This is a genomic window from Methylogaea oryzae (assembly GCF_019669985.1).
GTDB classification, from domain to species: Bacteria; Pseudomonadota; Gammaproteobacteria; order Methylococcales; family Methylococcaceae; genus Methylogaea; species Methylogaea oryzae.
Map to the genome: position 1 here is coordinate 2641162 of NZ_AP019782.1, position 12843 is coordinate 2654004.

The following is a 12843-nucleotide window of genomic DNA, read 5'->3' on the forward strand; positions in this document are numbered from 1 at the left end:
GCCATGTTTCTGCAAATCCACAGCCTCACCTCTTACCACGCCACCCTGCTCAACCGCGACGACGCAGGCCTGGCCAAACGCATCCCCTTCGGCGACAAGCCGCGCCTGCGGATTTCGTCGCAATGCCTCAAGCGCCATTGGCGGGAAAACCTGCAAGACACCGTCAAGTTGCCGCAAGGCATCCGCTCCCGGCAGTTTTTCGGCCGCATCGTCCTGCCGGAGCTGATCCAGGCCGGCGTGGCGGAAACCTTGGCGCGCGTCCTGGCCAAAGCGCTGATCGACGCCGTTATCGACGGTGGCGTGGAGGACGACGGCTCCCTGGCCCTCAAGCAACCGGTGTTGTTCGGCCGGCCCGAGGCCGATTTTTTCGTCGGCCTGCTGACGGAATGTGCAACAGCCGGCGACGAAAAAGCGGCCCTGGATACCCTCAAGCAAAAGCTCAAAACCGATAAAAAGAACTTCAAGGCCATGCTCAAGCAGGCCGGCCACGGCGATCTGTACGCCGGACTGGAAGGCGCAATGTTCGGCCGCTTCGTCACCTCCGACATCCTCGCCCGCAGCGACGCCGCCGTGCACGTGGCCCACGCCTTCACCGTCCACGGCCTGGACACCGAGGTGGATTACTTCACCGTGGTGGACGACTTGAACTTGGACGATGAAACCGGCGCCGCCCACGCCGGCGACATGGAACTGGGCGCCGGGCTGTACTACGGCTATGTGGCAGTGGACATCCCCTTGCTGATTTCCAACCTCACCGGCTGTGACGCCAAGGACTGGGCCAAACAGGATTCCGCCGACGCCCGCCAGGTGCTGGCCGGCCTGATCGAAGCCATCGCCACCGTGTCGCCCGGCGCCAAACTGGGCGCCACCGCGCCCTATGCCTACAGCGACTTCCTGCTGCTGGAAGCCGGCGCCAAACAGCCGCGCTGTCTGGCCAACGCTTACCTAAAAGCCTTGCCGGCGAAAGGGGACGTGATGCAAAGCGCCGTCGATGCCATGGGGTGCTATCTTGCCGACGTGGACGCCATGTACGGCGCCACCGCCGGCCACCGCGCCGCCGCCACCCGCAAGCAATGGCCGGAAAACGCCGCGCCGCGTCTGCCGCTGGACCAAGCCGTCAAACAGATTCTCGACGCTGTGTTCGGAGCCTGACATGGACATCCTGCTATTGCGTTTCGACGCACCGCTGATGAGCTTCGGCGGCGTCATGGTGGACCAGCACGGACCGACCGAGCGGTTTCCCGGCCTGTCGCTGCTGGCCGGGCTGTTCGGCAATGCCCTGGGCTACCGCCACGGCGACGCCGAAGCGTTGGAAGCCCTGCAAGCGCGCATCGAGTATGCCGCGCGCTGGGACGTGGAGCCGCAAGCCCTGCTGGACTACCACACGGTGGATTTGGGACAGCCGAAAATGCGCGAGCCCGGCTGGACCACGCGCGGCGAGCCGGAACACCGGGCCGGCGGCGCGGCGGCGGCTTTCGGGACCCACCAGCGCTACCGCCACTACTGGGCCAACGGCGTCATGACCGTGGCCGTAGCTCTCAAGGATGCGGCCGAACCTCTCCGGCCCCCTCTCCCCAAGGGAAAGCCGCCGCAAAGCGGAATAAGTCAGGCTTCGGGAAAGGGTTGGGGTGAGGGAAATAAAAAGCCATGGCCTTCAAATCCCCTCACCCTGTCCCTCTCCCGGGTGGGAGAGGGGACCGAAAACGCCGGTTCCGGTGAACCATCCGGCGTCGGCACGATGCATGGGGCTCTCCCTGCAAGAGAGGGAGTGACGGGAAGCCCCAACCTGGCCGACCTCGCCGCCGCCCTGCGCGAACCGGCCCGCCCGCTGTTCCTCGGCCGCAAAACCTGTTTGCCCAGCGAGCCGCTGTTGCTGCGCCAGGTGGAGGCCGACGACGTGCTGGCCGCCTTGCGCCGGGAGCCGCGCTGCGAAAGGCAGCGGCTACGGAAAAACGCCACGGCCCCTTCCCCGGAGGCCGATCAGGCGGTGCGGCTGCAAGCCTGCTGGCCCGCCCGCCTGGGCGCGAACGCCAACGCGCAGGAAATCCCGATCTACGACCGCCGCGACTGGCGCAACCAAATCCACGCTGGGCGCCGCCTGCGCGTGGAAGGGCTGTTGGAGCTGCAAGCATGAGCGCGAACAGCCAGAATCTCCATCTCATCGAACTGCGGCCGGATCCAGCGGCGCTGTTCCGCTTCGCCCAACAACAAGGGCTCAACAGCCGCCGCGACGAAGACCTGGGCTACACCGCCCACGCCTGGCTCACCGCCGTATTCGGCCAGGGCGCCATCAAGCCTTTCCGCCTGCTGCAAGACAGCCGCAACCGCCAGCCGCCCCGGCTGCTGGGGTTTTCCAGCCAGAGCGGCGAACAACTGATCGAACACGCCCAGGCCTTCGCCTCACCCCTGGCGCTGCAAGTGTGTCCCCTCGAAGCAAACTTCGCCGCCAAGCCCATGCCGGCCCAATGGCGCGCCGGCCGTCGGCTGGGCTTTGAACTGCTGGCCAGCCCCATCAGCCGCTTGAAGCAAAACGAAGACGACATCTACCGCCGCCATGTGCGCGAACGGGAAGCATCCGGCCAACAGCCGGACAGCCGCGACGCGGTCTATCGCCTTTGGCTGGAACACCAACTGGGCACGGCAGCCATACTGGAAGACTACAGCCTGGAAGGCTTCCGCATCGTGCGGCTGCTGCGCAAGGCGGAGGGCGCCGGCCGGCGCGATTTTCTCGCACCGCAAGCCAAGCTCGGCGGCATACTCACCGTACAGGACGGCACGGCGTTCCAAACGCTATTGGCGCGCGGCATCGGCCGCCACCGCGCCTTCGGCTACGGCATGCTGCTGCTGAGGCCCGCCCCATGAGCAGCACCCTGTTGGCCGGACGCCTAGGGTTGGCCGAATCGCGCATCCCCCACGCCGACCGCCACGGCCTGCTGTGGCTGGAACGGGGCAAGCTGAGCGTGGAAGACGGTACCCTGCATTTCCTTGCCGCCGAATCGGAAACCCTCAAGGCCGGCGACTATGCTATCCCCTACCAAGGCGTCTCTCTGCTGTTGCTGGGGCCGGGCAGCACCGTCAGCCACGACGCCCTGCGTGTTCTGGCGCGCCACGGCACCCTGCTGGCGGCGGTGGGCGAAGGCGGCGTCAAGTTCTACACCGCCCCGCCCATGGGCCAGGGCCGTTCGGAAGTGGCCCGCGCCCACGCCCGTTTGTGGGCCGACGAAAAAGCCCGGCTGGACGTGGCCCGGCGCATGTACGCCTTCCGCTTCGGCGAAGTCTTGCCCCATAGGGACATCGCCGTACTGCGCGGCATCGAAGGCGCCCGCATGAAAGCCACCTACCGCCTGGTGGCCGAACAGCACGGCGTGAATTGGAAGGGCCGCCGCTACGACCGGCAAAACCCCAACGCCTGCGACATCCCCAATCAGGCCATCAACCACGCCGCAACGTTTGTGGAAGCCGCCGCCGACGTGGCGGTGGCCGCCGTGGGCGCGCTGCCGCCGCTGGGCTTTATCCACGAGGACTCCAGCAACGCCTTCACCCTGGACCTGGCCGACCTGTACCGGGCGGAACTGGTGTTGCCCCTGGCCTTCAGTGTCGCCAAGCGCGTCCAGGACAATCCGGAACTGCTGTTGGAACGGGAACTGCGCAAGGAAGCCGCGCGGCTGTTTCGCAAGCAGCAGGTCATCCCCAAAATGATCGACCGCACCAAGGAGCTGCTCCATGTCGATGACCGTGGTGGTAACCCGTAACGTCGCGACACGGGTGCGGGGATTCCTCGCCTCCTCCATGCTGGAGCTGGCGCCCGGCGTCTACAGCGCGCCGTATTTATCGCCCGCCGTGCGGGAACGTATCTGGGCGGTGCTGGACGATTGGTTCGTGGCGGAACAGGAGGCTTCCGTCGTCATGGTCTGGCACGACGCCAAAATGCCCGGCGGACAAAATGTGCGCGTACTGGGGTTGCCGCCGGTGGAATTGCTGGAACTGGACGGCCTGATCGTCACCCGACGGCATTGAACGCCCAGCGATGCCCCCCGTTAGCCAAAGGGCGTGTTTTTTAACAATTTGTTATGATTCATTGCGTTAGCGATTAGGGTTTCCCCCGCACACGCGGGGATCGACCGAAATCGCGCGCCGTGTCGAAATCCTCGTCTTCGTTTCCCCCGCACACGCGGGGATCGACCCTTGGATATTGTTGCCAACATGCAGCCCGCAAAGTTTCCCCCGCACACGCGGGGATCGACCTGCGGACAGTAGCAAATGATGATGGCACATATTGTTTCCCCCGCACACGCGGGGATCGACCCCTTGTTTCTCCCTCCGCTGACGTGGTGATTGCGTTTCCCCCGCACACGCGGGGATCGACCCTTTAGCCGTTAGCCTCCCCGTGAACTCATGGAGTTTCCCCCGCACACGCGGGGATCGACCTTCAAACGCAGCAAGCACAATCGAAGAGTGGGTGTTTCCCCCGCACACGCGGGGATCGACCTTTCGCATCCTCTACGGCTTTTTTGTCGTCGGGGTTTCCCCCGCACACGCGGGGATCGACCCGCCCAGGCCAAATATGCCAGCAGGCCGGATGGGTTTCCCCCGCACACGCGGGGATCGACCTGCGGCTGGTTGATCCCGACATGGCCGAGGCGAGTTTCCCCCGCACACGCGGGGATCGACCTGGGCGCGGCTGCTGGATGCGCAGTCGCGGGGTGTTTCCCCCGCACACGCGGGGATCGACCCGCTGGCGCGGCGACGGGCTTATTTGTACGGGGGTTTCCCCCGCACACGCGGGGATCGACCCAGCCATTGAAATTCTCCTAGTGATTAAGCCGCGTTTCCCCCGCACACGCGGGGATCGACCCTGGTTCTTCCTGGCTTTGAGTTGGCAGAAGAGGTTTCCCCCGCACACGCGGGGATCGACCCGATTATGACGAATTACAAAAATTCGTTGATGAGTTTCCCCCGCACACGCGGGGATCGACCCTCATTTTTTAGCCCGCGCGCAGACATGGTTTTGTTTCCCCCGCACACGCGGGGATCGACCCCCAGTATGCCTGCGTGGCGCTGGACTGCTTCGGTTTCCCCCGCACACGCGGGGATCGACCCAACGCCAACCAATTAACAATCACGACTGGGACGTTTCCCCCGCACACGCGGGGATCGACCCATCAACGTAACGGTGCCATCTGCTGCGCAGGGGTTTCCCCCGCACACGCGGGGATCGACCTTACACAACATGTAATGATTGGGTAATCGTCGGGTTTCCCCCGCACACGCGGGGATCGACCCGGCGTTAGGGTCGCCGGCCTGAAGCAACAACCGTTTCCCCCGCACACGCGGGGATCGACCTATCGCGCAGCGCCTGGCGGTACGTCTCCCATAGTTTCCCCCGCACACGCGGGGATCGACCCTGTAAAGCGGCTGGCCTGGCACTGGCGGCAACGTTTCCCCCGCACACGCGGGGATCGACCTGCGATCAGCTCGCCCATTTATGCGTCCTCGGTGTTTCCCCCGCACACGCGGGGATCGACCGTTTCTTGCTAGCTGTTTAAACCCGGCTTCAACGTTTCCCCCGCACACGCGGGGATCGACCCGGAGCCATCAGGTAGCCGCTTAACGTCGTTTCGTTTCCCCCGCACACGCGGGGATCGACCCCTATTGCCAGGGCGAGGACGGCGCGAGGCAATGTTTCCCCCGCACACGCGGGGATCGACCCCACAAGCCGCGCCTGAAATCGGTGGATGCGTCGTTTCCCCCGCACACGCGGGGATCGACCGCGGCATGACCCAGCGCGCATACGAGTGGTTGCGTTTCCCCCGCACACGCGGGGATCGACCCTTATCGGAAGTTCCAAAAACTATTATCCTGATGTTTCCCCCGCACACGCGGGGATCGACCCAACCGCGAGCTGTGGCGCACGCCCATCGCCGAGTTTCCCCCGCACACGCGGGGATCGACCCCTGCGCCGATACGCCGTCAATCGTCTGCGTTCGTTTCCCCCGCACACGCGGGGATCGACCGCTTTTTGCCGCCCGCCACCCATTCGCGCAGGGGTTTCCCCCGCACACGCGGGGATCGACCTCTATGGCAAAGACGCCGGCCCGCTGGGGTTCGGTTTCCCCCGCACACGCGGGGATCGACCCGTGCCCTGGCGAATGCTGGAGAAATTCACGCCGTTTCCCCCGCACACGCGGGGATCGACCCTGGCAAACAACTGGGCGGCATCGACCATCTGCGTTTCCCCCGCACACGCGGGGATCGACCCGACTACGTGCGGGCGTTCATGCGCCTGGTGCGGTTTCCCCCGCACACGCGGGGATCGACCTTAGCCATGGTTATGCGGTTCCGTGGTTGTATGGTTTCCCCCGCACACGCGGGGATCGACCCGTGTATTCGTTAGCGGCATCGTCCACAGCGTTGTTTCCCCCGCACACGCGGGGATCGACCTTTACCGCCCCAGTTACTCGGTCATAAAACTCTGTTTCCCCCGCACACGCGGGGATCGACCCATGGGGGGAAATGGCGGAACGGCCGGCCAGCTGTTTCCCCCGCACACGCGGGGATCGACCTCCGAGTTCTTTGCCGATCTTGCGCAAAAGTTCGTTTCCCCCGCACACGCGGGGATCGACCCAGAATCAAAGAGTTATGTTGCCAGAAAGGAATGTTTCCCCCGCACACGCGGGGATCGACCTTCAGCCAACGCCTGCGCCGCCTTAGCCTTGTCGTTTCCCCCGCACACGCGGGGATCGACCTCGTCGGGCGCAGGCCTGCAACGGTTCGCGCCGTTTCCCCCGCACACGCGGGGATCGACCCCGTTTTCGTGGAAATCGCCGAGGACATGAAGGGTTTCCCCCGCACACGCGGGGATCGACCCGCTTTTTGTGTGGTGAGCAAATCAAACGGAAAGTTTCCCCCGCACACGCGGGGATCGACCCGCCACCGTTTTTCTATCCGCCACGACAATAATGTTTCCCCCGCACACGCGGGGATCGACCCACTGTAGACGCTAGAGCATGATGCTCACCGCCGTTTCCCCCGCACACGCGGGGATCGACCTTGGCTTCCACGCCTGGTTTTTGGCCGGTTTGTGTTTCCCCCGCACACGCGGGGATCGACCTCAAATCAAACACAAGGCATGCTGCCTCTCGTCGTTTCCCCCGCACACGCGGGGATCGACCCTTGTTTGTTTTATCTGACCCATCTGACCCAAAGTTTCCCCCGCACACGCGGGGATCGACCTTATCGTAAAATCCTGGTTCCATCGTTAGCCTAGTTTCCCCCGCACACGCGGGGATCGACCTGGCCCACCGCCGCCCCAGTGTCCTATAGCACTGTTTCCCCCGCACACGCGGGGATCGACCATAACAAGGTGGAAACCCCCGGCAATCCCACGGGTTTCCCCCGCACACGCGGGGATCGACCGTTCCAAAGCCGAGACCTGCGCCGCACATGGAAGTTTCCCCCGCACACGCGGGGATCGACCCACGGAGCCATCGGGTAGCCGCTTGACGTGGTTGTTTCCCCCGCACACGCGGGGATCGACCCGATCCGGGGTTTTTTGTGGGCGCTTACTTAGGGTTTCCCCCGCACACGCGGGGATCGACCCAGATCGCCGATCAAAAACCGCTGCACTTCGCCGTTTCCCCCGCACACGCGGGGATCGACCCTGCTGTGCAAGATCGGCAAGGGACTTGGGGCGGTTTCCCCCGCACACGCGGGGATCGACCTTGGACTCGATGATATCCGCGACAAATCGTTTTGTTTCCCCCGCACACGCGGGGATCGACCCTTGCGCGGTATGGTCAGGATTACGCTAGCAACGTTTCCCCCGCACACGCGGGGATCGACCATCACTAAGGAAGAGCAAGCCAGGGCACGAGACGTTTCCCCCGCACACGCGGGGATCGACCCTCGAGCCGCTTCACAAGCATCCGCGTAATCTGGTTTCCCCCGCACACGCGGGGATCGACCCTTCCAGGAAGTCGGTGTTGATGAAATACGCATGTTTCCCCCGCACACGCGGGGATCGACCCATCAAATCCAGAATGATGGCCGCAATGCGCTGGTTTCCCCCGCACACGCGGGGATCGACCCCTATAAAAATAACGTCGTCACACGCACAGGCCGGTTTCCCCCGCACACGCGGGGATCGACCCGCAATATCCGAGTTCCGCTCCAAAACGGCAGCGTTTCCCCCGCACACGCGGGGATCGACCCGGATAGGCAGCGCTTGGCTGGGTTTTAAACACGTTTCCCCCGCACACGCGGGGATCGACCTGTAATATCCACAATGGGGGCATTGCTTATAAAGTTTCCCCCGCACACGCGGGGATCGACCTTCCGCTGTCTTGTTCAAGGCCTCCGGGTGCAAGTTTCCCCCGCACACGCGGGGATCGACCCTTACTCCGAGTCCGATACTCCAAGATTCGATCGTTTCCCCCGCACACGCGGGGATCGACCTACGTTCTTTGGGTGGGGCAGCACTCGTGACATGTTTCCCCCGCACACGCGGGGATCGACCCCGCGCCGACGTTTTGCCATCGGCCTTTCTTGTGTTTCCCCCGCACACGCGGGGATCGACCCGCCGGCCATTTTTGCATGCGCCGACGTTTTGGGTTTCCCCCGCACACGCGGGGATCGACCCCATGTTAAACCCCCAACATCTGAGCGATGAACGTTTCCCCCGCACACGCGGGGATCGACCTTAAATAGAAAAAGCCCAATGATGTCACGGGGCGTTTCCCCCGCACACGCGGGGATCGACCCGATAACCCCAGCAGCGCCTCGTCCTCCGCGTCGTTTCCCCCGCACACGCGGGGATCGACCCGCCAGCCCCATCCCGCCGACACAGCGACAGCAGTTTCCCCCGCACACGCGGGGATCGACCCGTCATGTTGCGTCACGCCCCCGGCGGCGGTATGTTTCCCCCGCACACGCGGGGATCGACCTTAATCGCCGCATGCACGAACACTTCGGCCTTCGTTTCCCCCGCACACGCGGGGATCGACCCCTCTACGGCCTGGGTTCGGTGGATTTAACGGCGTTTCCCCCGCACACGCGGGGATCGACCCAACGCAACGCCCGCAGCTAGCGTAGTGAAAAAGTTTCCCCCGCACACGCGGGGATCGACCTGCCCATTTCCACGCATGGGTGGCGCTGCTTTCGTTTCCCCCGCACACGCGGGGATCGACCTGAGTCCGCCTACCGCTGGCCTGACCGGTTGGAGTTTCCCCCGCACACGCGGGGATCGACCTTAGCCATGGTTATGCGGTTCCGTGGTTGTATGGTTTCCCCCGCACACGCGGGGATCGACCCGCATGCAAACAACGCTAAAAGAATTGGGCGAAGTTTCCCCCGCACACGCGGGGATCGACCCGCTTTGGGGTCGCGAATATCCGCGCGGGAGACGTTTCCCCCGCACACGCGGGGATCGACCCGGCTTGATCGACCAGGAAACGCCGCTGGTGCTGTTTCCCCCGCACACGCGGGGATCGACCCCGAAGACGGCGGAGTGTCAGGATCACTCCAGCGTTTCCCCCGCACACGCGGGGATCGACCTGGGGGCGGCCGATGAATCCCCGGCGGAGCAAAGTTTCCCCCGCACACGCGGGGATCGACCCGACGACGAACGGGAACAACTTGACGATTTGTGGTTTCCCCCGCACACGCGGGGATCGACCTTGCGGTGGGAGAAAATACCGTTATCCCGCCACGTTTCCCCCGCACACGCGGGGATCGACCCTGGTTTCCCGACACAAAAAAGGCCGCGCCGTCGTTTCCCCCGCACACGCGGGGATCGACCCAATCCTCCGCATTTCTTCGATGTCATTATCATGTTTCCCCCGCACACGCGGGGATCGACCTCCGCCGGGCGTATGAGGCCCTGCAACCGCCAGGTTTCCCCCGCACACGCGGGGATCGACCTCGGTATTGCTGTCCGAAGACGCCACCCTGTTCGTTTCCCCCGCACACGCGGGGATCGACCCTAAAGTAGCCCATGCCAACTGCGCCTCTTCGCGTTTCCCCCGCACACGCGGGGATCGACCCATCCGCAGCTGGTTGACGTAGTCGGGCGGGAAGTTTCCCCCGCACACGCGGGGACCGGCCTTTCGCGCGCAGAGCGCGCTCCTACAGAGGGAGGTTTTTGCCGCGCGGCGGGTTGGGGGACATAAGCCTTGCGGGGCGCGGGCCGGATCCGGTTTCCTAACCGTAATCAGGAGAAAGGTTCCGCCCTCTTTGTTGGGTTACGCTGCGCTAACCCAGCTAAATTACGTGCGAACCGGCGCGGACGAAAATGCGCGTTTATCGGAAACGGGCCGCCCCTTAACGGCCCCTATACTGCCGGAGCATCAGGGATCGTGGAGCAACCCGCCACGCTGTAGACAAAGCCTCTCGTCGGCGTTTTTCCAGCAAAAGCCGGCGCAAGCGCTTTCCCGCTAGGCAGCGGGCGTAGCCAGGCGCCCGTCCTCCATGTGCCACACCGTATCCATGCGCGCCGCCAGGCGGGGATCGTGGGTGACCACCAGGAAGCTGGTTTCCAGGGTCTGGTTCAGTTCCACCATCAGGTCGTACACCTGCTCGGCGTTCTTGCTGTCCAGGTTGCCGGTGGGCTCGTCGGCCAGCACGCACTTGGGATGGGTGACCAGGGCACGGGCGATGGCGGCTCGTTGGCGCTCGCCGCCGGACAGTTCGCCCGGCTTGTGTTCCATGCGTTGCGCCAGCCCTACCCGGCCCAACATGTCTTTCGCTGCGGCGCTGGCTTTGGAGACGGATTCACCGCCGATCAACAGGGGCATGGCGACGTTTTCCACCAGGGTGAATTCGCCCAGCAAATGGTGGAACTGGTAGACGAAACCCAACGCGCGGTTGCGCAAGCGCGCCAGTTCCCGCTCCTTGAGCTTGGCGATTTGTATTCCGTCCATGGCGACGATGCCCCGCGTCGGCTTTTCCAGGCCGCCCAGCAAGTGCAGCAAGGTGCTTTTGCCGGAACCGGAGGCGCCCATGATGGCGATGCGGTCGCCTTGGTGCACGGCCAGGCTGACGTCCTTGAGCACTTCCACGTCCAGCCCGCCCTCGGCGAAGCGCATGTAGAGGTGGCTGCACTGCAACACGGTGGGTTTATTCATAACGCAGCTCCTCCGCCGGCTTGATGCGCGAGGCTTGCCACGCGGGGTAAATGGTGGCCAGCAGGGACAGCAGGAAGGCCATGCCGGCGATCTGGTACACGTCGGCCCACACCAGCTTGGACGGCAGCTGGCTGATGTAGTACACGTCGCCGGGCATGAACTGCACGCCGAAGGCTTTTTCGATCATGGGCACGAGGGTTTCCACGTTGAGCGCCAGGGCGATGCCGCCGACACAGCCGACCAGGGTACCGAACGCGCCGATGACCGTGCCCAGCACCATGAACACGCCCATGACTTCCGCCGGCGTCATCCCCTGGGTCCGCAGGATGGCGATGTCGGCCCGTTTGTCGGTCACCACCATGACCAGGGTGGAAACGATGTTGAACGCCGCCACGGCGACGATCAGCAGCAGAATGATGAACATCACGCTCTTCTCGGTCTGCACCGCCTTGAAGAAGTTGGAGTGGGCGCGGGTCCAATCGGACACGTAGTAGCCCCGCCCCAGCACCTGGGCCAGGTCCCGCGTCAGCTTGGGCGCGTTGAACAAATCGTCCAGTTTCAGGCGCAGACCGGACACCGCGTCCTCCATGCGGAACAACTTGGCAGCGTCGTCCATGTGGATGAGGGCCAAGTTACGGTCGTATTCGTACATGCCCACCTTGAAGGTGCCGGTGAGGGTGAAACGCTTCAGGCGCGGCATGATGCCGGCCGGGGTGGCGTTCATCTGCGGCGTGATGACGGTGACTTGATCGCCGGGAATCAGGCCGAGCGCCTGGGCCAGTTCCTCGCCCATGATCATGCCGAACTCGCCGGGCTTGAGCTGATCCAGCCGGCCCTTGGTGATGCGCTGGGCCACTTCCGACACTTTCGGCTCGTAGTCCACCAGCACGCCCCGCAGCATGGCGCCGCTGACGCGCCGGTCGGAAGTGAGCATGACCTGGCCTTCCACGTAGGGCGCCCAAGCCAGCACCGAGGGCTGCATTTGCAGCATGGGCTCCAGGCTGCGCCAGTCGCGCAGGCTGCCTTCGCCGCCGGTGACGGTGGCGTGGGCCGTCATGCCAAGTATGCGCTCGCGCAGCTCCGCCTCGAAGCCGTTCATCACGGACAACACCGTGATCAGCGCGGTAACGCCCAGGGCGATGCCCAGCACCGAAGTGAGGGTGATGAAAGAAATGAAGCGCGTTCGGCGCTTGGCCCGCGTATAGCGCAGGCCGATGTAAACGATAAGGGGACGGAACATGTTGGACGGAAATCCTTTCAGGTGGCGGCGGCGATGCGCCGGTTCACTGCTTGCCGCAGTCGGCGCAGACGCCGTAGAGATACAGGCAATGGTCGGTCAACGCGTAGCCCAATTCGGCCGCGATGGTCTTTTGACGCGACTCGATGAGCTCGTCGGTGAACTCGTCCACCCGGCCGCATTTGACGCAGAGGATATGGTCGTGATGCACGCCGCGATTCAACTCGAAAACCGAGTTGCCGCCTTCGAAATGGTGGCGTTTGACCAAACCGGCCGCCTCGAACTGGGTCAGCACCCGGTAGACCGTAGCCAAGCCGATTTCCTCGCCCTCGTGCAGCAGGGTTTTGTATACGTCTTCCGCGCTCAGGTGGCGCTCGTCGTCGCCACGGCTCTCTAACATCTGCAAAATTTTTACGCGAGGCACCGTGACCTTGAGGCCTACATTGCGGATGTTTTCATTTTCCACTCATAACTCCTACTAAACGT

Annotated in this window: 8 protein-coding genes and 1 CRISPR repeat array; of the genes, 5 read left to right on the plus strand and 3 right to left on the minus strand. The window is 64.1% G+C overall.

The window, feature by feature from the left end:
* Positions 1 to 3 precede the first annotated feature (3 nt).
* From cas7e to cas2e, 5 genes are read left to right on the plus strand one after another with little or no spacing between them, the layout of a single operon-like run.
* Positions 4 to 1152 (plus strand): type I-E CRISPR-associated protein Cas7/Cse4/CasC, encoded by a 1149-nt coding sequence (gene cas7e / locus K5607_RS11540; protein WP_221047084.1) that lies wholly within the window; start codon positions 4 to 6, stop codon positions 1150 to 1152.
* Between the two features lies 1 nt (position 1153).
* Positions 1154 to 2134 (plus strand): type I-E CRISPR-associated protein Cas5/CasD, encoded by a 981-nt coding sequence (gene cas5e / locus K5607_RS11545; protein ID WP_221047085.1) that lies wholly within the window; start codon positions 1154 to 1156, stop codon positions 2132 to 2134.
* Positions 2131 to 2862 carry a type I-E CRISPR-associated protein Cas6/Cse3/CasE gene (gene cas6e, locus K5607_RS11550; RefSeq protein ID WP_221047086.1) on the plus strand — a complete coding sequence of 244 codons (732 nt, stop codon included), beginning with the start codon at positions 2131 to 2133 and terminating at the stop codon, positions 2860 to 2862. Before cas5e ends, cas6e begins: the two co-directional genes overlap by 4 nt.
* Positions 2859 to 3752 (plus strand): type I-E CRISPR-associated endonuclease Cas1e, encoded by an 894-nt coding sequence (gene cas1e / locus K5607_RS11555; protein ID WP_221047087.1) that lies wholly within the window; start codon positions 2859 to 2861, stop codon positions 3750 to 3752. The genes cas6e and cas1e overlap by 4 nt, the downstream gene beginning before the upstream one ends.
* The gene (cas2e, locus tag K5607_RS11560; protein ID WP_054772527.1) at positions 3724 to 4017 is read left to right on the plus strand and encodes a type I-E CRISPR-associated endoribonuclease Cas2e; all 294 of its coding nucleotides are present in this window, start codon (positions 3724 to 3726) and stop codon (positions 4015 to 4017) included. The genes cas1e and cas2e overlap by 29 nt, the downstream gene beginning before the upstream one ends.
* A gap of 78 nt (positions 4018 to 4095) precedes the next feature.
* Positions 4096 to 10101: direct repeats of the CRISPR family, unit length 28 nt; unit sequence GTTTCCCCCGCACACGCGGGGATCGACC.
* 329 nt (positions 10102 to 10430) lie between these two features.
* Here cas2e and lolD read toward each other — a convergent pair.
* From lolD to fur, 3 genes are read right to left on the minus strand one after another with little or no spacing between them, the layout of a single operon-like run.
* Positions 10431 to 11120, minus strand: a complete 690-nt coding sequence (lolD, locus tag K5607_RS11565; protein ID WP_221047088.1) for a lipoprotein-releasing ABC transporter ATP-binding protein LolD — start codon at positions 11118 to 11120, stop codon at positions 10431 to 10433.
* Positions 11113 to 12360, minus strand: coding sequence for a lipoprotein-releasing ABC transporter permease subunit (locus tag K5607_RS11570; protein WP_054772526.1), 1248 nt, complete (start codon positions 12358 to 12360; stop codon positions 11113 to 11115). Before K5607_RS11570 ends, lolD begins: the two co-directional genes overlap by 8 nt.
* Positions 12361 to 12403: 43 nt before the next feature.
* Positions 12404 to 12823, minus strand: coding sequence for a ferric iron uptake transcriptional regulator (fur, locus tag K5607_RS11575; protein WP_054772525.1), 420 nt, complete (start codon positions 12821 to 12823; stop codon positions 12404 to 12406).
* Positions 12824 to 12843: the final 20 nt, after the last annotated feature.

Excerpts from the sequence above, each read along its gene's own strand:
- cas7e (WP_221047084.1), top strand. The coding sequence starts at position 4 with ATGTTTCTGCAAATCCACAGCCTCACCTCTTACCACGCCACCCTGCTC.
- cas5e (WP_221047085.1), top strand. The coding sequence starts at position 1,154 with ATGGACATCCTGCTATTGCGTTTCGACGCACCGCTGATGAGCTTCGGC.
- cas6e (WP_221047086.1), top strand. The coding sequence starts at position 2,131 with ATGAGCGCGAACAGCCAGAATCTCCATCTCATCGAACTGCGGCCGGAT.
- cas1e (WP_221047087.1), top strand. The coding sequence starts at position 2,859 with ATGAGCAGCACCCTGTTGGCCGGACGCCTAGGGTTGGCCGAATCGCGC.
- cas2e (WP_054772527.1), top strand. The coding sequence starts at position 3,724 with ATGTCGATGACCGTGGTGGTAACCCGTAACGTCGCGACACGGGTGCGG.
- lolD (WP_221047088.1), bottom strand. The coding sequence starts at position 11,120 with ATGAATAAACCCACCGTGTTGCAGTGCAGCCACCTCTACATGCGCTTC.
- K5607_RS11570 (WP_054772526.1), bottom strand. The coding sequence starts at position 12,360 with ATGTTCCGTCCCCTTATCGTTTACATCGGCCTGCGCTATACGCGGGCC.